Annotated in this window: 21 protein-coding genes; 12 read left to right on the plus strand and 9 right to left on the minus strand. The window is 65.3% G+C overall.

Going from position 1 to position 22,555, the window contains the following annotated elements; all coding sequences use genetic code 11:
• Positions 1-44 precede the first annotated feature (44 nt).
• The 4 genes from AC1DMA_RS14205 to AC1DMA_RS14220 are packed head-to-tail and all read right to left on the minus strand — an operon-like array spanning position 45 to position 3,438.
• Positions 45-851, minus strand: a complete 807-nt coding sequence (locus tag AC1DMA_RS14205) for a PPK2 family polyphosphate kinase (RefSeq protein ID WP_478123534.1) — start codon at positions 849-851, stop codon at positions 45-47.
• Between the two features lie 59 nt (positions 852-910).
• Complete coding sequence (locus AC1DMA_RS14210) at positions 911-1,333, minus strand: RNA-binding S4 domain-containing protein (RefSeq protein WP_478123533.1); 423 nt, start codon at positions 1,331-1,333, stop codon at positions 911-913.
• Between the two features lie 15 nt (positions 1,334-1,348).
• Positions 1,349-2,761, minus strand: coding sequence for a sensor histidine kinase (locus tag AC1DMA_RS14215; protein ID WP_478123532.1), 1,413 nt, complete (start codon positions 2,759-2,761; stop codon positions 1,349-1,351).
• Entirely contained in the window at positions 2,758-3,438 is a 681-nt protein-coding gene (locus AC1DMA_RS14220) for a response regulator (RefSeq protein WP_478123531.1), read from the minus strand. Before AC1DMA_RS14220 ends, AC1DMA_RS14215 begins: the two co-directional genes overlap by 4 nt.
• A 110-nt stretch (positions 3,439-3,548) precedes the next feature.
• Between AC1DMA_RS14220 and AC1DMA_RS14225 the strand changes: the two genes are divergently transcribed.
• The 3 genes from AC1DMA_RS14225 to AC1DMA_RS14235 are packed head-to-tail and all read left to right on the plus strand — an operon-like array spanning position 3,549 to position 6,533.
• Positions 3,549-4,508: a Bug family tripartite tricarboxylate transporter substrate binding protein gene (locus AC1DMA_RS14225; protein WP_478123530.1), complete on the plus strand. Its 960-nt coding sequence runs from the start codon at positions 3,549-3,551 to the stop codon at positions 4,506-4,508.
• Positions 4,509-4,510: 2 nt separating this feature from the next.
• Entirely contained in the window at positions 4,511-5,041 is a 531-nt protein-coding gene (locus tag AC1DMA_RS14230) for a tripartite tricarboxylate transporter TctB family protein (protein ID WP_478144591.1), read from the plus strand.
• Position 5,042: 1 nt separating this feature from the next.
• Positions 5,043-6,533, plus strand: coding sequence for a tripartite tricarboxylate transporter permease (locus tag AC1DMA_RS14235; protein WP_478123528.1), 1,491 nt, complete (start codon positions 5,043-5,045; stop codon positions 6,531-6,533).
• A 73-nt stretch (positions 6,534-6,606) separates the two neighbouring features.
• Here AC1DMA_RS14235 and AC1DMA_RS14240 read toward each other — a convergent pair whose 3' ends face one another.
• Positions 6,607-7,047 (minus strand): hypothetical protein, encoded by a 441-nt coding sequence (locus AC1DMA_RS14240; protein ID WP_478123527.1) that lies wholly within the window; start codon positions 7,045-7,047, stop codon positions 6,607-6,609.
• A gap of 177 nt (positions 7,048-7,224) precedes the next feature.
• On the opposite strand from AC1DMA_RS14240, the gene AC1DMA_RS14245 reads away from it, so the two are divergent.
• Positions 7,225-7,929: a Crp/Fnr family transcriptional regulator gene (locus AC1DMA_RS14245; RefSeq protein WP_478123526.1), complete on the plus strand. Its 705-nt coding sequence runs from the start codon at positions 7,225-7,227 to the stop codon at positions 7,927-7,929.
• A gap of 22 nt (positions 7,930-7,951) precedes the next feature.
• On the opposite strand, the gene AC1DMA_RS14250 is transcribed toward AC1DMA_RS14245, so the two are convergent.
• The 4 genes from AC1DMA_RS14250 to AC1DMA_RS14265 are packed head-to-tail and all read right to left on the minus strand — an operon-like array spanning position 7,952 to position 14,189.
• The gene (locus AC1DMA_RS14250; protein ID WP_478144592.1) at positions 7,952-8,389 is read right to left on the minus strand and encodes a hypothetical protein; all 438 of its coding nucleotides are present in this window, start codon (positions 8,387-8,389) and stop codon (positions 7,952-7,954) included.
• A complete protein-coding gene (locus AC1DMA_RS14255) occupies positions 8,386-11,508 on the minus strand; it encodes an efflux RND transporter permease subunit (protein WP_478144593.1) in 3,123 nt (1,040 codons plus the stop codon). The genes AC1DMA_RS14250 and AC1DMA_RS14255 overlap by 4 nt, the downstream gene beginning before the upstream one ends.
• Before the next feature lie 12 nt (positions 11,509-11,520).
• Entirely contained in the window at positions 11,521-12,687 is a 1,167-nt protein-coding gene (locus AC1DMA_RS14260; RefSeq protein WP_478144594.1) for an efflux RND transporter periplasmic adaptor subunit, read from the minus strand.
• On the minus strand, positions 12,684-14,189 hold the full coding sequence (locus AC1DMA_RS14265; protein WP_478144595.1) for an efflux transporter outer membrane subunit: 1,506 nt from the start codon (positions 14,187-14,189) through the stop codon (positions 12,684-12,686). The genes AC1DMA_RS14260 and AC1DMA_RS14265 overlap by 4 nt, the downstream gene beginning before the upstream one ends.
• A 198-nt stretch (positions 14,190-14,387) precedes the next feature.
• Here AC1DMA_RS14265 and AC1DMA_RS14270 point away from each other — a divergent pair, with 198 nt between their 5' ends.
• The 8 genes from AC1DMA_RS14270 to AC1DMA_RS14305 all read left to right on the plus strand — a co-directional run bounded on the left by AC1DMA_RS14270 (position 14,388) and on the right by AC1DMA_RS14305 (position 22,553).
• The gene (locus AC1DMA_RS14270; RefSeq protein ID WP_478123521.1) at positions 14,388-15,917 is read left to right on the plus strand and encodes a sigma-54 interaction domain-containing protein; all 1,530 of its coding nucleotides are present in this window, start codon (positions 14,388-14,390) and stop codon (positions 15,915-15,917) included.
• 317 nt (positions 15,918-16,234) lie between these two features.
• On the plus strand, positions 16,235-17,431 hold the full coding sequence (locus AC1DMA_RS14275) for a substrate-binding domain-containing protein (protein ID WP_478144596.1): 1,197 nt from the start codon (positions 16,235-16,237) through the stop codon (positions 17,429-17,431).
• A 154-nt stretch (positions 17,432-17,585) separates the two neighbouring features.
• Complete coding sequence (locus AC1DMA_RS14280) at positions 17,586-18,350, plus strand: ABC transporter ATP-binding protein (protein WP_478123519.1); 765 nt, start codon at positions 17,586-17,588, stop codon at positions 18,348-18,350.
• Entirely contained in the window at positions 18,347-19,072 is a 726-nt protein-coding gene (locus AC1DMA_RS14285) for an ABC transporter ATP-binding protein (protein WP_478144597.1), read from the plus strand. The genes AC1DMA_RS14280 and AC1DMA_RS14285 overlap by 4 nt, the downstream gene beginning before the upstream one ends.
• Entirely contained in the window at positions 19,069-20,049 is a 981-nt protein-coding gene (locus AC1DMA_RS14290; protein ID WP_478144598.1) for a branched-chain amino acid ABC transporter permease, read from the plus strand. The genes AC1DMA_RS14285 and AC1DMA_RS14290 overlap by 4 nt, the downstream gene beginning before the upstream one ends.
• A gap of 10 nt (positions 20,050-20,059) precedes the next feature.
• A complete protein-coding gene (locus AC1DMA_RS14295; RefSeq protein ID WP_478144599.1) occupies positions 20,060-21,124 on the plus strand; it encodes a branched-chain amino acid ABC transporter permease in 1,065 nt (354 codons plus the stop codon).
• On the plus strand, positions 21,121-21,996 hold the full coding sequence (locus AC1DMA_RS14300) for an alpha/beta fold hydrolase (RefSeq protein WP_478144600.1): 876 nt from the start codon (positions 21,121-21,123) through the stop codon (positions 21,994-21,996). Before AC1DMA_RS14295 ends, AC1DMA_RS14300 begins: the two co-directional genes overlap by 4 nt.
• A 50-nt stretch (positions 21,997-22,046) precedes the next feature.
• Positions 22,047-22,553 (plus strand): DUF1993 domain-containing protein, encoded by a 507-nt coding sequence (locus AC1DMA_RS14305; protein WP_478144601.1) that lies wholly within the window; start codon positions 22,047-22,049, stop codon positions 22,551-22,553.
• Positions 22,554-22,555 lie beyond the last annotated feature (2 nt).

A 22,555-nucleotide genomic window follows, 5' to 3' on the forward strand; every position in this document is an offset into this window, starting at 1 on the left:
ACGTTTTTGGGAGAGACGGCAGTCGGACGCGGCCTACAGAACCTTTATTCGACGATGAGTCCTTTCAGCGCCGGGTCGAACGGCGGCGTCGAAAGGCCCATGTCCTTCAGCGACTTCACGAGCAGTTCGGCGACCATGAGATTGCGGTGGCGCTTGCTGTCCGCCGGCACGACGTACCAAGGCGCGTGGTCGGTCGAGGTCGCAGCTAGCGCATTTCCGTAGGCGCGTTCGTAGGCGTCCCACTTCTTGCGAACGTCGAGGTCGCCCATGGCGAACTTCCAGTTCTTGCCCGGATCGTCGACGCGCGCCTGCAGCCGCGCGCGCTGCTCGTCTTTGCTGATGTGCAGCATGCATTTGATGATCACGGTCCCGGTCTCGGAAAGCATCCGCTCGAAGTCGTTGATCTGCGCATAGCGGCGGCGCGTTTCGGCCTTGTCGATCCAGCCTTCGACCACCGGAACGAGTACGTCTTCATAGTGGCTGCGGTTCCATACGCCGATTTCTCCGGACCGCGGCACGTTGGCGTGGCAGCGCCACAGGAAGTCGTGGTCGCGCTCTTCCTCGCTCGGCGCCTTGAAGGCCGTCACCCGGACGCCCAAGGGCGAGGTGCGAGAAAAAACCCAGCGGATCGTGCCGTCCTTGCCGCTCGTGTCCAGGCCCTGCAGCACGAGAAGCAACTTGCGCCTGCCTTCGGCGTGGAGCAGGTTCTGCAGGTCGTCCAGCCGCCCGGCCAGGGAGTCCAGTGCCTCGCGTTGTACTTCTTCGGCGCCTTTCTGAAAAGGCACGGCGGCCGGATCGATGTCCGCGAGCTTGAACTTCTTGCCCACGCGGTATTTCTTGAAGCTGGCCATGAGTTGGGATTCCTCGCGCAAAGCCCGCAGCGTACGCGATGGCGCCCCGGCAAGTGGGCCTATTCGTCCGTATCGATCGACGCGCTCCAGCGGTTGTCCCAATCACCCCGGCGGGCGCCGTCCAGTTCGCGGCGATCGCGCTTGGTCGGGCGTCCCTGCTCAATGCTGAGCGCCGGCTCGCTGCCCAGGCGCCTTTGCTCGCGCGCGGCCGCCTGCGCGGCAAGGCTTTCTGGCGTCTCTTCGTAGAGTTGCTGTGCGACTGGCGCCGGTCCGCGCTGTCCGCTGATGCCCAGAACCCGTACCACTCGCGTGACCGGGCCCAGCCGGATCGCCACCGTGTCGCCGGGCTTGACCTCCCGCGACGCCTTGGCCACATCGCCGTTGAGTTGCACGCGGTGCTTGCCGATCTCATCAGCCGCCAGCGAGCGCGTCTTGAAGAAGCGCGCGGCCCAGAGCCATTTGTCTATGCGAAGACGATCCATGTATGCATCCACGTATCAATGATTGTCGCGCGCCAGCGGCAGATGCACGAGAGCATCCAGCCCGATCTTGTGTCCGCCGGATTCCCGGTTGTCCAGCGCAATGTGGCCCCCGAGCGCCAGCACGATTTCGCGGCAGATGGCGAGGCCGAGGCCTGAGCCGCTGGCGAGGTCGCCGGCAGCGAAAGGCGCAAACAGCCGCTGCCGCAGTTCGTCCGAAATGCCAGGCCCGTGGTCACTGACGGTCAGGACCGCGAAACCTTCGGCGGCTTCGACACGGACCACCAGCGCGGCCTCCTGCGGACTGTGCTTGATCGCGTTGTGCAGCAGGTTGCGCGCAAGCTCCTGCAGCATCCAGCGGTGCGCCCGCACCGGTACCGGCGCCGGCGCGTAGAGCTCGAAATCGAGCGCCTTGTCGGCCACCAGCGGCGACAGGTCGAGCGCTATCTCGCGCACCGTCTGCGCCAGGTCGAGCACCATCGATTCGGGTTGCTGCCGCAACTGCTCGACCTTGGCGAGCGACAGCATCTGGTTGGCGAGCGTGGTCGCGCGTTCCACTGTCTGGCCGATTTCGGCGTAGGCCTGCTCGGGCGGCACATCGCCGCGGCGGGCCGACTGCACCTGTGCCTTCAACACGGCCAGCGGGGTGCGCAACTGGTGGGCACTGTCGCGCACGAAGCGCTTCTGATGGTCCAGCAGCCGTTGCAGGCGTCCCATGACTTCGGTGGTCGCGTCGATCAGCGGTCGGAGTTCGCGCGGCGCATCGGGCGCATCGATGGGGGACAGGTCGTCGGCCGGGCGCGCCTCRATCGCCTCGCCGAGTTCACGCACCGGCCGCGTCGCGCGTTGGACGACGATCACGGTGACCGCCGCGATGACCGATATCAGCACCAGTTGCCGCCACAGCGTGTCGAGCAGCAGTTTGCGCGCGAGCGTCTGGCGCAATTCGAGCGTCTCCGCGACCTGCACAACGGCCATGCCGCGGCCGTTCGCACTCGCAACGGGCTGCAGCAGGACCGCAACTCGTACCGGCATGCCCCGGAATTGCGCGTTATAGAAATCCACCAGCGCGGCGTAGGGCGGTCGGTCCGGCAGCTTGCCGGTCCAGAACGGAACCTCGTCGAATCCGGAAACCAATTCACCGTCGAGCGTGGACACCCGGTAGTACATCCGGCTCTGGTTGTCTGCCTCGAAGGCTTCGAGCGCCGAATACGGGACGATGGCACGCAGCGAAGCCGCTTCGTCATAGCCGACCACGTCGAGCTGCTCGCCGATGGTCTTGGCGGAAGCGAGGAGGGTGCGGTCATAGGCGGTCGTCGCCGCCGCGAGGCTCTGGCGATACAGGCTGACGCTGTTGACGATCACGAACAATGCGATCGGCGCGAGGATGCCGACCAGCAGCCTCGCTCGCAGCGAGCGGACTCGGCTCATGCGTCTTCACGCAAGAGATAGCCCAGTCCGCGCAGCGTCATCAGCGTGACGCCGGTGCCGGCGAGTTTCTTGCGCAGCCGATACACCACGACTTCCACCGCCTCGTACTGCACGTCCATCTCGCCTGGAAAGACCAGCTCGAAAAGGCGTTCCTTGGACACCGCATGGCCCGGCTTGACCATCAATGCCTTCAGCATTGCAAGCTCCCTGGGCGTCAGTTCGAGCACGTCGGCGCGGTGGTAGATCGCGCCGCTGTCGGGGTCGTAGCGAAGGCCGCCGACTTCAGGCAGCTTGGCCGGCAGATCGGTGCCGGCATTCTGCTGCCTGCGATGCAGGGCGCGGATGCGGGCTTCGAGTTCATCGAGGTCGAAGGGCTTGGGCAGGTAGTCGTCAGCGCCCGCGTTCAGGCCCATGATCCGGTCGCCGACCGTGCCGCGCGCAGTCAGCAGCAGCACCGGCGTGCGCAGCCCAGCGGCGCGCGCCTGCGCCAGCACCTGCAAGCCATCGAGGTTGGGCAGGCTGAGGTCGAGCGCGACGACATCGGGTTCCAGCGCCTGCCATTGGGCGACGGCAAGCGCGCCATCGCCGCACAGGCGCACGTCGATCTGTCGCCGGCCCAGCGTGCGCTGCAGCGTGGTTTGCATCGACGGATCGTCTTCGACCAGCAGCAACTTCATCCCTGTATTTTCGGTGTTTACCCCAGTTCGCTGGACAGCCAACTGACAGCGGGGCGGCGCATCATAGCGAAGTCAGGTCCTAATCAGCTTTCAGCATCAAGGAGACATGCATGCGTCGAGATACCTTTTTGAAGTCATTGGCCGCGATGGCCGCCACCGGTGCCCTGCCGCTTTCGGCATGGGCCGCGACCAACGTCAAGATGATGATCCCGGCCAATCCGGGCGGCGGCTGGGACACCACCGGGCGCGCGCTCGGCAAGGCGCTGACCGAGGGCAAGCTCGCCGACACGGTGACTTACGACAACAAGGGTGGCGCGGCCGGTGCGCTGGGGCTGGCCCAGTTCGTCAACGGCTCGAAAGGTGACCCGAACGCGATGATGATCATGGGGGCGGTGATGCTGGGCGGCATCATCACCGGGAAGCCACCGGTCAGCCTCTCGCAGGCCACGCCGATCGCCCGCATCACGAGCGAATACAACGTCTTCGTGCTTCCGGCGAATTCCCCGCTGAAGACCATGAAGGACGTGGTCGACCAGCTCAAGAAAGACCCGGGCAGCGTCAAATGGGGCGGCGGCTCGCGCGGATCGACCGAGCACATCGCGGCGGCCATGATCGCCCAGAAGGTCGGCGTCGATCCGTCCAAGATCAACTACGTTGCTTTCCGCGGAGGCGGCGAGGCAACGGCAGCCATCCTCGGCGGCAATGTCACCGTCGGCGGCAGCGGCTTCAGCGAATTCGCCGAATACATCAACGCCGGCAAGATGAAGGCGATTGCGGTCACGTCCGCACAGCGCCTGCCCGGCATCAACGTGCCGACGCTGAAGGAGCAGGGCATCGACGTCGAGATCGGCAACTGGCGCGGCGTCTATGGCGCGCCCGGCATCACGCCCGAGCAGCGCAAGGCGCTGACCGACATGGTTCTGGCGGCGCTGAAGACGCCAAGCTGGGCCGAGGCGGTCAAGAAGAACGACTGGACGCCTGCCGTCCTGTCGGGCGACGCCTTCGCCAAGTTCGTGGACGATGAGTTCGCGAGCCTGCGTGCGACGATGGTCAAGTCCGGAATGGTCTGAACGTGTCCTCGATCGATATTGCAGTCCCGAGGCCGGCGATCTGGCCCCAGACGCTGGTCGGCGTAGGCGTTCTGGTTGCCGGGCTGGCCCTGGCATTCGGCGCGATCGGCATCTCGTCCGAAGCGGGCTATGGGGGCGTCGGCCCCAACTTCCTGCCTTGGCTGGTATCGATCGCGCTCACGGCCTGCGGCGCGTGGATCATCTGGGAATCACGCACCGGCGGCTTTCGCGAGATGGAAGAACCCTCCGGCGCGGTCCAGCCGTACTGGGGCGGGTTCGTCTGGGTTTCTGCCGGGCTGCTGCTCAATGCGGCGCTCATCACGACCATCGGATTCATCTTCAGCTGCACGTTGTGCTACCTGCTCGCCGTACAGGGCCTGCGGCGCGCCAGCGGGCAGGGCGGGGTCAATGCGCCTCGCACCTGGCTGATCGACATCGTGACCGGCCTGCTGATCTCTGCGCCTGTGTTCTGGATGTTCACGCAGTTCCTGGCCATCAACCTGCCGGGTCTTACCAACACAGGGTGGCTCTAGGATGGAAATCTTCAACGCATTGATGCACGGCTTCGCGCTGGCGATCACGCCCGTGAACCTGCTGTGGTGCCTGGTGGGCTGCGCCCTCGGCACGGCTGTCGGCGTGCTGCCCGGCATCGGCCCCGCGGTTGCGGTAGCGATGCTGCTGCCGATCACGGGCAAGGTCGACGTCACGGCTTCGATGATCTTCTTTTCGGGGATCTATTACGGCGCCATGTACGGCGGCTCGACCACCTCCATCCTGCTGAACACGCCCGGCGAGACCGCCAGCATGGTGACGGCGATGGAGGGCAACAAGATGGCGAAGAGCGGCCGCGCAGGCGCCGCGCTCGCGACCGCGGCGATCGGTTCCTTCGTGGCCGGCACCATTGCGACGGTCATCGTCACGCTGTTCGCGCCCTTCGTGGCGGACTTCGCGGTCAAGCTCGGGCCACCGGAGTATTTCCTGCTGATGCTGCTGGCCTTTACCACCGTCAGCGCGGTGCTCGGCAAGAGCACGCTGCGGGGCATGACGGCACTGTTCATCGGGCTCGCGGCGGGATGCATCGGGCTCGACCAGATCTCGGGACAGGGGCGTTACACGGGGGGCATTCCCGAGCTGCTCGACGGCATCGAGATCGTGTTGGTCGCCGTCGGTCTCTTCGCCGTGGCCGAAGTGCTCTACGCGGTTCTCTACGAAGGCAAGGTGGTCGAAGACCAGAACAAGCTCAGCCGAGTCCACATGACGGCGCGCGACTGGAAGCGTTCGATTCCTGCGTGGCTGCGCGGTACCGCGATCGGCACGCCCTTCGGCTGCATCCCGGCCGGCGGCACGGAGATCCCGACCTTCCTGAGCTACGCCGCCGAAAAGAAGCTCGCCAAGGATGCCGATGCCAAGGCGGAGTTCGGCACCAAGGGTGCGATCGAAGGCGTCGCCGGCCCGGAGGCAGCCAACAATGCAACGGTGACCGCGGCGCTGATCCCGCTGCTGACGCTGGGCATTCCGACATCGAACACCACAGCGATCCTGCTCGGGGCGTTCCAGAACTACGGCATCCAGCCCGGTCCGCAACTCTTCACCACGTCGGCGGCGCTCGTGTGGGCGCTGATCGCGTCGCTCTATATCGGCAACGTGATGCTGCTGGTGTTGAATCTTCCAATGGTGGGCCTGTGGGTCAAGCTGCTCAAGATTCCGAAGCCGCAGCTTTACGCGGGCATCCTGATCTTTGCGACGGTGGGCGCCTATGGCATGCGCCAAAGTGCGTTCGACCTGCTGCTGCTCTATGCCATCGGTGTGCTGGGCGTGGTCATGCGCCGCTTCGATTTTCCGACCGCGCCGGTGGTGGTCGGGATGATCCTCGGGCCGCTGGCCGAGGCGCAATTGCGCAACGCAATGTCGATCGGCGAAGGCAGCGCGGCGGTGTTCTTCCAGCGTCCGATGTCGATCGTGCTGATCGTCATCGTGCTCGGCGTGCTCATCCTGCCGCGACTCGCAAAGCGAATGGGCAAGTAGCTCCTTGATCTGGGCAATCGCCTCGGTCCGGCTCAACCGGCTCCGAGGTGTTTGTCATCGGCTTCATCGGCCGTCAATTCCCGGCCGGCGCGGGCTCCATCTGCGCGGTCGTCGCCGTCTTACCTTGCTTGCGCTGGACTTCCGCCAGGAACTGCGGGCCATTGCGCATCCGCTGGTAAGACGCAAACTGCGCACGATACGCCGCGCTCGTCGGATCGAAGCTGTCCGAATTGGCCACCTGGCTCATTCCAGACTTGATCCACAGGCTCAGGTCGGCTGCGACTTCTGCGCGGCTTTCAGCGCCGGGGACAGGGTCTGCAGGGCCGACGCGCAATTCCGGCGCGGCAGCCGTGAACGAGCGACTGGTGTTGAAATCCGCCGCGACCTCGGCGCGAGTGAAATGACTCGCCGTCGGGATCGCCGCGCCGACCCATTGCTCCGCAGGCACGGTTTGCGCGGACACGGCGCCAGCCAACGCGAGTGCGGACAAGCCGACAAATAGCTTCGCATTCATGATGAAATCTCCTTGAGGCTACGGGTGTGTGACAGCGGAAATCGCGGACATCACGGGGTGCAACTGTGGCGATTCATCTGCTTTCACGCTGTGCGTTTGCGCACAGGTTTTCTCAACGGCTTTTCAACGGCTCTTCAACGCTGTTCTCAACCGCTTTCCGGGCGTGAGAGGTCGAGCATGACAGTCCATCGTTCCAGTCTTGCCCTGCGGCACATTGCGCTGCTGGAAGGCTTGTCGCAAGAGCGCCTGGACGACATCGCCCAGCGTTGCGCGTGGCAGAGCATTCCGGCGGCCAGGCCGCTGCTGCTTCGCTCGGAAGAAAAGAGCGATGTCTTCTTCCTGGTGTCGGGCCAGTTGCGCGTGACGACCTATTCACCGAACGGGCGGCAGGTCACGTTTCGCGACTCGAATGAAGGCGACTATTTCGGCGATCTGTCCGCCATCGATGGCAAGCCGCGGTCCGCCGACGTCGTGACCCTCAGGCCCAGCGTGGTCGCCAGCCTGGATCGCACCGCTTTCATGTCGCTGCTGCGCGAAGAGCCGATCGTTGCCGAACGCGTGATGCGCGGCTTGGTCGGGCTCGTGCGGCAACTGTCAGAGCGCGTGATCGACCTCAGCACCATGGGCGTTCAGAACCGGGTACATGCCGAACTTCTTCGACTGGCGCGAGCGGCCGGTATCGCCGACAACCAGGCTCGCCTGGAGCCCGCGCCGACGCACGTCGAGCTTGCAAGTCAGGTCAGCACGAACCGCGAGCAGGTGACGCGTGAACTCAATACGCTTCGTCGCGATGGAGTGCTCGCGCGCGACGGCAAGGCGCTCGTGATCTTGAACGCACGCCGGCTCGAAGCCATGGTGGCGGCGGTGCGGGGCGTCGCCTGAAGACGAACGAACCCTGTTCTGATCAGCGCGAAGGCTGGTTGGCTGGGGGCACCACCGTCGACCGGCCTTCGGGCGACCTCGCCGAGGCCGTGCCGCTGGAGGGCACCTGCGAGCCGTCGGGTGACACCACCGTCGATCGGCGATCAGGAGTCCGCTTGGTCGTGGTTCCGCTGGCAGGCACCGGGGCGCCTTCAGGGGTCACGACGGTAGAGCGCCGATCGGGTGTCCGGGTGGTGACATGGCGCGGAGGACCTCCGCGCGCGCGATCGAGGTCGTGGCCTGYCTTGCGCACGCAGGCTTCTCGCTCGGGTGCCGGGAGCTTTCCGCTATTGCACTCGGCGATTTGCGCGTCGAAGCGCTGCTGCGCATCGGCGTGGCCGGTGTGAGTCTGTGCGACAGACGCCGACGAGAGGCCCAGGATCGCGCTGGAAATCGCAGCAAGCCGAAGAATTCTGATCACGGTGTACCCCTGTCGATCGACGATTCGCCGAGTCTATCGCGCGGCTCATGAGCGCCAATGGAGCCGCGGATGCGCCGCGTCGTCTTGCGAATCCAATGCTCGATGTCGTCGATGTAGGTGAACACCGCCGGCACCACTAGCAGGCTCAGCACCGTCGATGTGATGAGTCCGCCTATCACGGCCATCGCCATTGGCGAGCGGAAACTGGAGTCGGCAGCGCCAAATCCGAGTGCGATGGGCGTCATGCCCGCGCCCATGGCGAGCGTGGTCATGATGATCGGGCGCGCGCGCTTGTGGCAGGCGTCCCGCAGTGCGTCCCAGCGGCTCATGCCATGGTCGCGGCGCGCGACGATGGCGTATTCGACCAACAGGATCGAGTTCTTGGTTGCAATGCCCATGAGCATGATCAGCCCGATCAGCGAAGGCATCGACAGTGCCTTCTGGCCGATCAGCAGCCCCACGAAGGCGCCGCCCAGTGCCAGCGGCAGCGCGCAAAGAATCGTGATCGGATGCAGGAAATCCTTGAACAGCAGCACCAGCACCACGTAGATGCAAAGCACGCCCGTCAGCATCGCCAGCCCGAAGCTCTGGAACAGCTCGGTCATGACTTCGGCGTCGCCCACCTCGGCCACGCGCACGCCGGGCGGCAGATGGCGAATCGAGGGCAGCTTCATCGCGGCGTCTTTTGCATCGCCAAGGCCGACGCCTGAGAGTTCGATCTCGAAATTGACGTTGCGCGACCGGTCGTAGCGGTCGATCACGGCCGGGCCGCCTTCCACCGTGAGCTGTGCGACCTGCTCGAGCATCACTGGTCCGTTGGTGCCCGGCAGCGCAAGGCGTCCGAGAAGTGCGAGATCTTGCCGCGCGGAATCTTCCAGCTTGACGACGATCGGCACCTGGCGCTGTGCAAGGTTCAGCTTGGGCAGGTTCTGGTCGTAGTCGCCGAGCGTGGCGACTCGCAGGGTGTCGGCGATGGCTGAACTGGTCACGCCGAGATCGGCTGCGGCCGCAAAATCCGGGCGCACTGCGATTTCCGGCCGGATCAGGCTTGCGGTCGAAGTGATGTTGCCGAGGCCGGGAATCGTGCGCAGGTCGCGTTCGACGGCGCGCGCGGCCTGGGTCAGCGCGGCCGGATCGTCGCCGCTCAAGGCCAGGATGTACTTTTCACCTGAGCCACCGAGGCCCACGGTACTGCGCACGCCGGGCAGGGTTTCAAGCGCGGCGCGGATCTTGTTCTCGATCACTTGCTTGCGGGGGCGATCGCCGCGAGGGTCGAGCTGGACGGTGAGCGTCGCCCTGCGTGTTTCCGGCGTGCCGAAATTCGCGAACGGGTCGCCGCCCGCGCTGCCACCGCCCACGGTGGTGTAGACGCTGCGCACATGCTCGATCGCCATCACGCGTCGCCGGGTTTCCTCGGCCGCGGCCGTGGTCTGCGCCAGCGTCGAACCCGGCGCCAGAGAGAGATACACCTGCGTCTGCGAGTTGTCGTCTGGCGGAATGAATCCGGTCTTGAGCAACGGGATCATCGCCACCGAACCGAAGAAGAAGAGGGTGGCCAGCACCATCGTCGTGAACCGATGCCTCAGGCACCACTCGGCCATGTGCATGTAGGCCGCGAGCCAGCGGGGCTCCTTCTCGGCCGTGACGATCGGCTTGAGGATGTAGGCCGCCATCATCGGCGTGAGCATCCGCGCCACGACCAGTGAAGCGAACACCGCGAGCGCAGCCGTCCACCCGAATTGCTTGAAGAACTTGCCAGCCACCCCGCTCATGAAAGCCGTCGGCAGAAAAACGGCGATCAGCGTGAAAGTGGTGGCGATCACCGCGAGCCCGATCTCGTCGGCCGCTTCCATCGCGGCCTGGTACGGCGTCTTGCCCATGCGCAAGTGGCGCACGATGTTCTCGACCTCGACGATGGCGTCGTCCACCAGGATGCCGACCACGAGAGACAACGCCAGCAGCGAGACCACGTTGATCGAAAAGCCGAGCAAATACATCCCGATGAATGCCGGAATGGCCGACATGGGCAGCGCCACCGCCGACACGAAAGTCGCGCGCCAGTCACGCAGGAACAGCCACACCACGACCACCGCCAGGATGGCGCCTTCATAAAGCAGATGCAGCGAGCCTTCGTATTCCTCGCGCACGGGCTCCACGAAATTGAAGGCTTCGGTGAGTTGAATGTCCGGCCGCTCGACACGCAACTGCTCAAGCGACTTCTGCACCGCCGCACCGACCTCGACCTCGCTCGCGCCGCGGCTGCGAGCGACCTCGAATCCGACCACCGGCTTGCCGTTCAGGAGGGCTGCCGCGCGTGGCTCGGCGATGGTGTCGCTGATGCGCCCGACCTGGTCGAGCCGTATGCGCCGGCCGTCCGAAAGCGCGATCTGCATGTCGGCGAGTTCGTCGGCAGACTGCACTGTCGCGAGCGTGCGCACCGGCTGCTCGCTGCCGCCCACGTCCGTGCGACCGCCAGCGCTTTCGGTTTGCACCTGGCGCAATTGGCGCGAGATGTCAGCGGCAGTGGCGCCCAGGGCTTGCAGCTTGCCGGGGTCGAGGTCGACGTGTACCTGCCGCGTCACACCGCCCACGCGGTTGACTGCGCCCACCCCGCTGATCGCCAGCAGCCGCCGCGTCACGTCGTTGTCGACGAACCACGACAGCGCTTCGTCGTCCATGCGGGTCGATGCGATGGTGAACGCAAGCACCGGTTGCGCCGCCAGGTCGAGTTTGGTGACGACCGGATCCCGCACATCGGCCGGCAAGTCGGCCCGCACGCGTTGCACGGCCGATCGCACGTCGTCTACGGCTTCCTGAACAGGCTTTTCGAGGCGGAACTCGACGATCAGCGTGACCGCGCCGTCCTGCACCTTCGTCGTGATGTGCTTCAGTCCCTGAACCGTGGCGATCGAGTTCTCGAGCTTGCGCGCGACATCGTTCTCAAGCTGCGACGGGGCCGCGCCGGGCAGCGATGCGGACACGGTCACCGTCGGCAGGTCGATGTCCGGGAAGTTCTGCACCTTCATCGCGTTGAAGGACAGCAGTCCCGCAAAGGTGAGCAGCACGAACAACATCACCGCCGGGATCGGGTTGCGGATGGACCAGGCCGACACATTCATGGTGGCTGCTCCTTACCTGGCGGCTTCGATCGAGGGCTTGACGCTGGCGGATTGCGATGCGGTGCCTTCGACGACGCGCACGAGGTCGCCGTCATTGAGGAAACCGGCGCCTTGCACGACCACGCGCGCGTTCGCGGGCAGCGGCGTCGTCACTTCAACGCGATCGCCCAGGCGCCGGCCGGTTTCGATGCGCACCATCGAGACGCGGTTGTCCGGCTGCAACACCAGCAGGTGATTGAATCCATCGCGCGGCACGACCGAAGCCTGCGGCACGGTGAGCGCACTGCTGTGGCCCAGCAGGAAATCGCCGCGCGCGAACATGCCGGCCTTGATGCCGGTGTTCTGCAGCACGTTGGGGATGTCGACATAGACGAGCGCGGCACGCGTCTTCGGGTCGACGGTCGGCGCCACGCTGCGCACCTTGCCCTCGACCTGCGCACCGCTCGCGCTGACGACGACTGCCGGCGTTCCGACGGCGATGCGGCCCAGTTCCGAGGAAGTGATTTCGGCGCGCCATTCGAGGCGGCCCTGCCGGATGAGCCGGAACAATTCGGTGCCCGCGGGAACCACGCTGCCCACGGTTGCCGTGCGCGAAGAGATCACGCCGTCATCGGGTGCCAGCACCTGGGTATTGCGGCCACGCACCTGCTGCGCTGCGAGCACCGCTTCGGCCGCCTCGACGCGCGCTTTCGCGGTCTGCTCTGCCGTCTGGTACTGGTTGATCTGCTGCTGGCTCATCGCGCCCGTGGCCTGCAGCGTGCGTGCCCGCGCGGCGGTGCCGGCCGCATCGGCGGCAGTGACGCGCGCCTCCGCCAGCGAGGCGCGCGCCTGGGCGACGTCGGCCTGCACGGTGTCGGCCGAGAAGACGGCCAGGACTTGGCCCTTCTTGACCACGTCACCCACGTTCACCCGCACTTCCGCGAGCTTCAAACCGGCGGATTCGGACCCGACGCTCGCTTCCTGCCATGCTGCGACATTGCCGTTGGCGGAGAGGGTGACGTTGAGTTCGCTCGTCTCCGGCTTGGCGACCGTCACGGTCAAGGTCGGCCGCGCGGTCGCGGCTTCGCTGGGCGGGGGTCGGTCGGCTTGCTTGGCGCGCACGAGCCAGAAGGCCGCGCCGGCAAGGACCAGCACGATGACCAGTCCGGCGATGAGGGTGGAACGCTTCATTCTTTTCATGGTGACGGGGCAGCGGAAGATGTCGTGGTTGCCATGAATTCGGGGCGCGACCAGCCGCCGCCCATGGCGCGATAGAGCGCGACCCAGGCGTCGGCGCGCTCGCGCTGCAGCGCCACGCGCGCGGTCTGCGAGGTGAACAGCGTACGCCGCGCGTCCTCCAGGTCGAACAGGCTTGCAAGGCCGGTTGCGTAACGTGCCTGCGTGGCATTGAAGGAGGTCTGGTAGTTGCTGACCGCGACCTCGGCGTCGTTGGCGCGTTCGTTCGTGCTCTGCAGGTTGATCAGCGCCTCCTCGACTTCGCGCACGGCCTGGCGCACCTTGGCGCGGTAGAGGGCGGCGGCTTCGTCATACCGCACCTTCGCGGCCTCGGAATTGGCGGCGAGGGTGCCGCCGTTGAAGATCGGAACGCTCAGCGCCAGCGGCCCGATCGTCCAGGTGTCGAAACTTTCCCGGAAGACGCCGGCGCGCACTTGCAGGGTCGCAATGGAGCCCTGCAGCGTCAGCCGAGGAAAGCGTTGCGCCAGGGCCGCACCGGCATCGGCGCTGGCGGCTGCAACAGCCTGCTGGGCTGCAAAGACATCGGGACGTTGCGCCAGCGCTTCGGCCGGCACGCTGTGGACCGCCTGCACCGCTGGAAGCGCGACGTCGATCGGAGCGGCATCGAGGCGCGCCTTGAGCGTGGTGTCCTCGATGCCGGTCAATGCGACCAGTGCTTGTTGCTGGACCGCGCACAGGGCGCGCTGCTGCGTGAGGCGCCCGGATGCCTCGGCGGCGCTCGCACGCGCCAGCGCGGCATCCGCCGGTGCCGTGAAGCCGGCCCGCATCGACAGGTCGGTCAGCCGTGCCGTTTCGGCGCGCGATTGCGCATCGGACGTCGACACGACGAGCTGACGCCGGCAGGCGCGTTCGGCGAGGTAGCTGTTGGCCGTCTCGGCCGCGACCGAGACTCGCGCGTCGTCCCAATTGGCATCGGCGCCCATGAGCCGCGCCTGGCTCGCATCGCGGCTGGCACGCAGGCCTCCGAACAGATCGATTTCCCAGTTCGATTGCAGTCCCGCTTGCAGGGTGGTGATCGCGGGCAGCGTGGTGCTGAGGCCATCCGTTGCGGTGCCTGACGCTGGCGCGGTGAGGCCGCTGGTCGGCGAGTTGCCGCGGCTGGCCGAAGCGGTGCCGTTGAGATTCGGCACGAGCGCTGCGCCCGCTGCGACGCGCGTGGCCCGCGCTTCGGCGATTCGCGCACCGGCGCTGGCGACGGTCGGAGCAGCGGCTTCGGCTGCGAAGATCAGGTCGACCAGCAACGGATCGTCCAGTTGGCGCCACCATTCCGCGAGGCTCGGGAGCGAACCGCCGTGAGGCAGGGCGGCCGTGGAAGCGGGCAGTGGCGTGCTCCACTGGGCCGGTGTCGGTGCCTCGACCTTTTCAGGCGGGCGTGGGACTGCGCAGGCGGTGAGCAGCAGCACAGAGGCGACGAGCGTGAGCGCCGGAAGCCGGGGATTCCTCATGAGTTCGGGGTTCCGCAAAAAAGGAGGCGTGTCGGGCGAGCCGGTAAGGACGGGCGTGAACCGGTGGATTGCCCGCGCGCCGCCATGGGCCGATGAGCCCTGCAAGGGGCGGAGCATAGCAAGCCGGCACGCCGCAAATCGTCGGTGCCCGCCGCGTGACAAAGGGCATCGGCCGAAGCCGCGCGCTACGATCCCGCCATGCCATCCGCCACCGCCGCTCCACCCGCATTGCCGCTCGATGCCGAAGGCATCCTTGCGCTCGCCGCGCGATCGATGTTCCATCTGTTCTCGAGCATCAGCCAGGGGATGTTCCTCGTCGATCGAGGCGGCCGCATCGTCTGGGTCAACGAGGGCTACCGCCGGTTTTTGCCGGCGCTCGGCTTTTCATCGATCGACCAGTTTCTCGGCCATCAGGTGGAAGACGTGATCCCGAACACGCAGATGGGCCGCGTGCTGGAAACCGGCGAGCCGATCCTGATCGACCTGCTGACCAACAAGGCCGGCACCTTCGTCGTCAGCCGCATTCCGCTGCGTGAGGAAGGCGAGGGCGCCGCGCTCGGGGACGTCATCGGCGCGATCGGCATCGTGCTGTTCGATCATCCTGAAACCACCCTGCAGCCGCTCATCAGCAAGTTTGCACTGCTGCAGCGCGACCTGGACGACGCACGCCGCGAGCTGGCGAGCCAGCGCAACAACCCGCTCTATCAGCAGTCACCCGACGGCCAGCGGCGCTCCAAATACACCTTTGCCAGCTTTATCGGCAGCAGCCCGGCTGCGGTGGAGGTCAAGCGCCATGCGCGACGCGCGGCGCAGTCGTCCAGCCCGGTGCTGCTGCTCGGCGAAACCGGCACGGGCAAGGAACTGCTCGCCCATGCCATCCACGCGGCATCGACCCGGGCCAAAGGTCCCTTCGTCAGCGTCAACATTGCGGCCGTGCCCGACACGCTGCTCGAAGCCGAATTCTTCGGCGTCGCGCCCGGCGCTTTCACCGGCGCCGACCGCAAGGCGCGCGAGGGCAAGTTCAAGCTGGCGGACGGCGGCACCTTGTTCCTCGACGAAATCGGTGACATGCCGCTCGGGCTGCAGGCCAAGCTGTTGCGTGCACTTCAGGAAGGCGAGATCGAGCCATTGGGATCGAACAAGCTGGTGCCTTTCGATGCCCGCGTGATTGCCGCGACCTCGCGTGATCTGGCGGCGCTGGTGCGCGAGGGCCGCTTTCGTGAAGACCTGTACTACCGCCTCAACGTGCTGCCGGTGCGCGTGCCGCCCTTGCGCGAGCGGCGCAGTGATATCCCCGCCCTCGTCGAAGCATTGGGCGAGGACATGGCCTTTCGCAGCGGCGAGGCGCCGCCCGAACTCACGCCCGACGCCATGGCGCTGCTCGCCGCGCAGCACTGGCGCGGCAACATCCGCGAACTGCGCAACGTGCTGGAGCAGGTGACCATGCGCAGCGATTCGCAGCGCATCGACGCAGCGCAGCTCGAACGCATCCTGCGCGAAGCCGGCCAGGAGCAGATCGCCGCACCGACAAAGATGCAGGCCGAACCCTCGAGCGCCGAGGAAGAAAGCGCCGCCTTGCTGCGACCCCTCGCCCAGCAGGTCGCCGAACTGGAGCGCAAGGCAATCGCCGCCGCCATGTCAGCCACCGGCGGCAACAAGCTAGCAACCTCGCGCCTGCTCGGCATCTCCCGCGCGACCCTGTACGAACGTCTGGAAAACCCTGAATAAACAAAATACAAATGTCTGAAATAAAGACATAAACACCGTCTGAATTTCAGCCATTCCCATCGGGTACCAGAAACCCCGCGGAACCGGCTTCGCCGGGCCGCTGGGGTTGCCCCCGGTAGGGGGTTGGCGAAGCGACACGAAGTGCGCGAGCCTGGGGGCGAGCAATAGGAACCCCGCGGAACCGGCTTCGCCGGGCCGCTGGGGTTGCCCCCGGTAGGGGGTTGGCGAAGCGACACGAAGTGCGCGCAGCCTGGGGGCGAGCAACAGCCTGGCATGAACTGTGCAATATTCAGCCACACATTTTCAGGAGACAAAGAATGCAACGTCGTTACCTCGTCGCGCTGGCAACCCTTGCCATCGCGGGAGCCTCCGCCTTGACCGCTCCGGCCTGGGCCCAGTCCAACGAGATCCGCATCGCCCACATCTACAGCAAGACCGGTCCGCTCGAAGCCTATGGCAAGCAGACGCAGACCGGCCTCATGATGGGCTTCGATTACGCGACCGGCGGCACGATGGAGGTCAACGGCAAGAAGATCGTCGTGATCGAAAAGGATGATCAAGGCAAGCCCGATCTTGGCAAGTCGCTGTTGGCCGCGGCCTACGCCGACGACAAGGCCGCGCTGGCGATTGGCCCGACGTCATCCGGCGTCGCGCTGGCAATGCTGCCGGTCGCTGAGGAATACAAGAAGATCCTGCTGGTCGAGCCCGCGGTGGCCGATTCCATCACTGGCGACAAGTGGAACAAGTACATCTTCCGCACCGGCCGCAACAGCTCGCAGGACGCCATCAGCAATGCGGTCGCGATCGACAAGCCCGGTGTCACAGTCGCCACGCTTGCGCAGGACAACGCCTTCGGCCGCGACGGCGTGAAGGCTTTCAAGGACGCCCTCAAGAAGGCCAAGCTCGCGCATGAGGAATACCTCCCGCCCGCGACGACCGACTTCACCGCGGGTGCGCAACGCCTCATCGACGCGCTCAAGGACAAGCCGGGCCGCAAGATCATCTGGATCGTCTGGGCGGGCGCGGGCAATCCGTTCAAGATCGTCGACCTCGACCTGAAGCGCTACAACATCGAGATCGCGACAGGCGGCAACATCCTGCCGGCCATGGCGGCCTACAAGGCGCTGCCGGGGATGGAGGGTGCGGCCTACTACTACTTCGGAATCCCGAAGAACCCGGTCAACGACGCGATGGTGTCGATGCACTACAAGGAATTCAAGTCGCCGCCGGACTTCTTCACCGCTGGTGGTTTCTCTGCGGCAATGGCGGTGGTGACTGCGCTCAAGAAGACGGGCGGCGACACCAACACCAACAAGCTCATCTCGACCATGGAAGGCATGAGCTTCGACACGCCCAAGGGCAAGATGACTTTCCGCAAGGAAGACCATCAGGCGATGCAGAGCATGTACCACTTCAAGATCAAGGTGGACCCAGCATTCGCGTGGGGCGTGCCTGAACTCGTGCACGAGATCAAGCCCGAAGAGATGGACATCCCGATCCGGAATAAGCGGTAGAGCGCTACCCCCAGGCTGAGCGCACTTCGTGTCGCTCCGCCTACCCCCTTTCAGGGGGCAACACCAGCGGCCCGGCAAAGCCGGTTCCGCGGTGTTTCACGAACTGGCTTCGCTGCGCTTGCCGGGAGACGGGGCGCGGTGTGCGGAATACTTGATGCTCGAAACTCGAAATCTCACGATTCGCTTTGGCGGACACGTGGCGGTGAATGCCGTCAGCTGCGCTTTCGCGCCTGGCACATTGACTGCGATTGTTGGCCCGAATGGAGCTGGCAAGACGACGTACTTCAATCTCATCTCTGGGCAGTTGAAGGCTACGGAGGGGACTGTCTCGCTCGACGGGCAATTGCTGTCCGGATTGCCGGCTTCGGCTCGCACGCGGGCGGGGCTGGGGCGTGCTTTTCAGCTGACCAATCTTTTTCCGAACCTCACGGTTCTGGAAAACGTGCGGCTGGCCGTGCAGGCGACGCGCGAAGGTGCGCATCGACGGGGCCTCAATCTCTGGAGCATCTGGAGTGATCACCGGGCGCTGACCAAGCGGGCCGACCAGATCCTGGCGGACGTCGCGCTGAAGTCGAAGGAGCACGCGAGCGTCGCGAGCCTGCCGCATGGCGATCAGCGCAAGCTCGAAGTCGCACTGCTGATGGCGCTGGAGCCGAAGGTGTTCATGTTCGATGAGCCGACCGCTGGCATGAATGCAGCGGAGGCGCCGGTCATCCTCGACCTGATCCGCGCGCTGAAGAAAGACAAGACAAAGACGATCCTGCTGGTGGAGCACAAGATGGATGTGGTGCGCGAACTGGCCGACCGGATCATCGTGCTGCACAACGGCCAGTTGGTGGCCGATGGCGAACCGGCCGAGGTCATTGCGTCGCCGGTGGTGCAGGAAGCCTATCTGGGCGTCGCGAAGGAGGGCGCATGAGCGACAACCTGCTGGAGATGACCGGCGTGCACACGCACATCGGCGCGTATCACATCTTGCACGGCGTTGAACTCGCGGTGCCGAAGGGGCAGCTCACGATGCTGCTGGGCCGCAATGGCGCGGGCAAGACCACGACGCTGCGAACGATCATGGGCCTGTGGCACGCATCGCAGGGCACTGTTCGCTTCGGCGGCAAGGACATCACCGCGCTGCACACGCCGCAGATCGCCGAGCTCGGCATTGCCTATGTGCCGGAGAACATGGGCATCTTCTCGGATCTGACGGTCAAGGAGAACATGCTGCTTGCCGCACGCGGTGCGAAGAACGCCGAGCAGATGGACGACAAGCGCCTGCAGTGGATCTTCAAGCTGTTCCCGGCCGTCGAGAAGTTCTGGAATCATCCCGCAGGCAAGCTGTCGGGTGGGCAGAAGCAGATGCTGGCGGTGTCGCGTGCCATCGTCGAGCCGCGTGAGTTGCTCATCATCGATGAGCCGAGCAAGGGTCTTGCGCCGGCCATCATCAACAACATGATCGATGCTTTCAGCGAACTGAAGCGCAGCGGCGTGACGATCCTGCTGGTCGAGCAGAACATCAACTTTGCGCAACGTCTCGGTGACACCGTGACCGTGATGGACAACGGCGTCGTCGTGCACAGCGGAAGCATGGCGGCGTTCTCTGCGGACGAGCAGTTGCAGCAGTCGCTGCTGGGGTTGGCATTATGAAGATCGAATTCGACTGGAAGCCACTGGCCCTGGTGCCAGTGCTTGCGCTCGTCGCGCTGCCGCTGACGGGCTCCTTCTCGACCTGGCTCACGCTGACGGTTGCGGGGCTCGCGATGGGCATGATCATCTTCATCATTGCCTCGGGCCTCACATTGGTTTTCGGGCTGATGGACGTGCTGAATTTCGGCCACGGCGTGTTCATCGCACTCGGCGCCTTTGTCGCCAGCAGCGTGCTTGGCGGCATGAGCGACTGGACCGGTTCGCAGGAGCTCTGGCGCAACCTCGTTGCCGTGTTCCCTGCGATGCTGGTTGCGATGGCCGTCGCGGGCGCGGTCGGACTGGCGTTCGAACGCTTCATCGTGCGGCCCGTGTACGGACAGCACCTGAAGCAGATCCTCATCACGATGGGCGGAATGATCATCGGCGAGGAGATGATCAAGGTCATCTGGGGCCCTGGGCAGATTCCGCTGCCCTTGCCCGATGCACTGCGCGGTTCGCTGCTCGTGGGAGACGCGGCCATCAGCAAATACCGAATCCTCGCGGTCATCGTCGGTGCTTTCGTATTTGGCCTCTTGGCCTGGACGCTGGGCCGTACCAAGATCGGACTGCTGATTCGCGCGGGCGTGCAGGATCGCGAAATGGTCGAGTCGCTCGGCTATCGCATCGGACGGCTTTTCATCGGCGTCTTCGTGGTGGGCAGTGCGCTCGCGGGCCTCGGCGGCGTGATGTGGGGGCTCTTCCAGCAGAACCTGGTTCCGCAGATGGGTTCGCAGGTCAACGTGCTGATCTTCATCGTGATCATCATCGGTGGCCTGGGCTCGACCACTGGCGCGCTGATCGGCGCCTTGCTCGTCGGGCTGATGAACAACTACACGGGGTTCTTGCTGCCGGCGTTGACGCAGTTCGCCAGCATCTTCCTGATGGTGGCCGTGCTGCTGTGGCGTCCGCAGGGTGTGTACCCGGTGGCGAACCGTTGAAGGGACGACCATGCTGACCCGTCTTCTTTCCAACGACCTGCCGCGCAGCCGGCTGCTGGCAGTGTTGCTCGCGGTGCTGGTGCTCGGCCTTGCATTCGCGCCCTTCATCTTCCCGGGCGTCAAGGCGCTCAGTGTTGCCGCCAAGGTGCTGGTGTTCATCGTGCTGGTCGCGAGCTTCGACCTGCTGCTGGGCTACACGGGCATTGTGAGCTTTGCGCAGACGATGTTCTTCGGCATCGGCGCCTATGGCATTGCGATCTCGGCGAGCCGGCTCGGCGCAGGGTGGGGCGCGCTGCTCATCGGGCTGGGTGCGGCGCTTGCGATCTCGCTCGTGCTGTCGCTTGCAATCGGGCTCTTTTCGCTGCGTGTGCGCGCAATCTTCTTCGCGATGATCACGCTGGCGGTGGCTTCGGCGTTCCAGACGCTGGCCTCGCAACTGTCGGATTTCACCGGCGGGGAAGACGGGCTGACCTTCAAGCTGCCTGAACTGATCTCGCCGAGCTTCGAGTTTTCGGAAGAGCCGTTCCTCGGTGTGTCACTCGACGGGCGCTTGCTGTGCTACTACCTGCTCTTTGTGCTGGCGGTAGTGCTCGTGCTGGCGCTGCTGCGCATCGTGAATTCGCCGTTCGGCCGCGTGCTGCAGGCGATCCGCGAAAACGAGTTCCGCGCCGAGGCGATCGGCTATCGGGTGGTGGTCTATCGCACGACAGCATCCGTGCTGTCGGCACTGTTTGCCACGCTGGCGGGCGCGATGCTCGCGGTCTGGCTGCGCTACAACGGGCCGGACACTTCACTGAGCTTCGAAATCATGATCGATGTGCTGCTGATCGTGGTGATCGGCGGCATGGGCACGATCTACGGCGCGGTGATCGGCGCTGTGATCTTCGTCATCGCGCAGAGCTATCTGCAGGACCTGCTCCGCCTCGGGAGTGAAGCCGTGAGCGGCGTGCCTTTGCTCGCCGCGCTGCTGTCGCCTGACCGCTGGCTGCTGTGGCTCGGCGTTCTGTTCGTGCTCTCGGTCTACTACTTTCCGACCGGCATCGTCGGCCGTCTCCGTGCAAGGGCATCGCGATGAAATCACCGACTTCGAACTACGCGCAACTCGCGGGCCGCGAGATCCACTGGATGGATTGGGGCCAAGCGGACGGCCAGGTGATCGTCGCCTGGCATGGTCTCGCGCGCACCTGCCGCGACATGGACGAACTCGCGGCGCATTTCGCCGAGCGGGGCTTTCGCGTGATCTGCCCGGACACCATCGGCCGTGGTCTGAGCCAATGGAGCCCTGCGCCGGACGATGAATACCAGTTGTCCTTTTACGCGCGGGTGGCGACGGCGTTCTTCGATGAATTGAAGCTCACGAATGTCCATTGGGTCGGCACGTCGATGGGCGGGGCGATCGGCATGGTTTGCTCGGGCGGGATCGCCGAACCTTCGATGAAGCCGCGCATCGCAAGCCTGGTGCTCAACGACAACGCGCCCCAGATCGCCGATGCGGCGGTCGAACGCATTCGCTCGTACGCCGGCAAGCCGCCGGCCTTCGACACGGTGGCCGAGCTCGAAGTCTTCTTTCGCACCGTCTACAAGCCTTACGGATGGCTCAGCGATGCGCAGTGGCGGCGGCTCACCGAGACGTCGACACGCCGGTTGCCCGATGGCCGGGTGACGCCGCATTACGACCCCGCCATGGTTCGGCAGTTCACCGCGCATCCCGACGACTACCTGCTGTGGTCGCACTATGACGCGATCGACGTGCCCCTGCTGTGCCTGCGTGGTGTCGATTCGGATCTGGTCTTGCGCGAGACGCTCGACGAAATGCGCGCCCGAGGCCCCGGCGTGAAGGGGCGGCTGCAGATCATCGAGGTGCCGGGTTGCGGCCATGCGCCCGCGCTCAACGTGCCCGAGCACCTGGCGCCGATCGAAGCCTTTATTCGCGCCGCCAGCATCTGAGCGCCGGGGGCCGCACAATCGTGCCGCCTCTTTCAACTCGGAGTCATTTCATGGCGCTCTCGCTCTACGACGTTTCCGTCCCGGTGTTCATTCGCGGACTCGGCCAACTCACGCACATCCTGGACAAAGGCCTTGCACACGCGCAAGAAGCCGGCATCGATCCTTCGGAACTCGTCAGCGCGCGCCTCGCGCCGGACATGTTCACGCTGGCCGGGCAGGTCCAGAGTGCGAGCGATGCCGCGAAATTCGGCACCGCGCGCCTCGCGGGCGTTACCGCGCCGAGCTTTGCGGACGACGAAACGACCTACGCACAGCTGCAGGCACGCATCGCAAAGACGGTCGACTATCTGCAGACGGTCGAGCGGTCGTTGATCGATGGCGCCGAGGAGCGCGAGATCACGATGAAGGTGCGCGGCACTGAACTGAAGTTTCCGGCCCAGCGCTACCTGCTGCAGTTCTCGCTGCCCAACTTCTTTTTCCATGTCACCACGGCGTATGACGTGCTGCGTCACAGTGGCGTACCTGTGGGCAAGCCCGACTATCTGGGACGCCTCTGATC

The sequence above is a fragment of the Variovorax sp. 05N34 genome (assembly GCF_056397405.1).

Bases quoted from the DNA above. Each gene is read 5' to 3' on its own strand.
- AC1DMA_RS14280 (WP_478123519.1), top strand. From the start codon at position 17,586: ATGCTCGAAACTCGAAATCTCACGATTCGCTTTGGCGGACACGTGGCG.
- AC1DMA_RS14300 (WP_478144600.1), top strand. From the start codon at position 21,121: ATGAAATCACCGACTTCGAACTACGCGCAACTCGCGGGCCGCGAGATC.
- AC1DMA_RS14220 (WP_478123531.1), bottom strand. From the start codon at position 3,438: ATGAAGTTGCTGCTGGTCGAAGACGATCCGTCGATGCAAACCACGCTG.
- AC1DMA_RS14210 (WP_478123533.1), bottom strand. From the start codon at position 1,333: ATGGATCGTCTTCGCATAGACAAATGGCTCTGGGCCGCGCGCTTCTTC.
- AC1DMA_RS14255 (WP_478144593.1), bottom strand. From the start codon at position 11,508: ATGAATGTGTCGGCCTGGTCCATCCGCAACCCGATCCCGGCGGTGATG.
- AC1DMA_RS14240 (WP_478123527.1), bottom strand. From the start codon at position 7,047: ATGAATGCGAAGCTATTTGTCGGCTTGTCCGCACTCGCGTTGGCTGGC.
- AC1DMA_RS14270 (WP_478123521.1), top strand. From the start codon at position 14,388: ATGCCATCCGCCACCGCCGCTCCACCCGCATTGCCGCTCGATGCCGAA.
- AC1DMA_RS14265 (WP_478144595.1), bottom strand. From the start codon at position 14,189: ATGAGGAATCCCCGGCTTCCGGCGCTCACGCTCGTCGCCTCTGTGCTG.
- AC1DMA_RS14260 (WP_478144594.1), bottom strand. From the start codon at position 12,687: ATGAAAAGAATGAAGCGTTCCACCCTCATCGCCGGACTGGTCATCGTG.
- AC1DMA_RS14235 (WP_478123528.1), top strand. From the start codon at position 5,043: ATGGAAATCTTCAACGCATTGATGCACGGCTTCGCGCTGGCGATCACG.
- AC1DMA_RS14275 (WP_478144596.1), top strand. From the start codon at position 16,235: ATGCAACGTCGTTACCTCGTCGCGCTGGCAACCCTTGCCATCGCGGGA.
- AC1DMA_RS14285 (WP_478144597.1), top strand. From the start codon at position 18,347: ATGAGCGACAACCTGCTGGAGATGACCGGCGTGCACACGCACATCGGC.
- AC1DMA_RS14205 (WP_478123534.1), bottom strand. From the start codon at position 851: ATGGCCAGCTTCAAGAAATACCGCGTGGGCAAGAAGTTCAAGCTCGCG.
- AC1DMA_RS14245 (WP_478123526.1), top strand. From the start codon at position 7,225: ATGACAGTCCATCGTTCCAGTCTTGCCCTGCGGCACATTGCGCTGCTG.
- AC1DMA_RS14305 (WP_478144601.1), top strand. From the start codon at position 22,047: ATGGCGCTCTCGCTCTACGACGTTTCCGTCCCGGTGTTCATTCGCGGA.
- AC1DMA_RS14295 (WP_478144599.1), top strand. From the start codon at position 20,060: ATGCTGACCCGTCTTCTTTCCAACGACCTGCCGCGCAGCCGGCTGCTG.
- AC1DMA_RS14290 (WP_478144598.1), top strand. From the start codon at position 19,069: ATGAAGATCGAATTCGACTGGAAGCCACTGGCCCTGGTGCCAGTGCTT.
- AC1DMA_RS14225 (WP_478123530.1), top strand. From the start codon at position 3,549: ATGCGTCGAGATACCTTTTTGAAGTCATTGGCCGCGATGGCCGCCACC.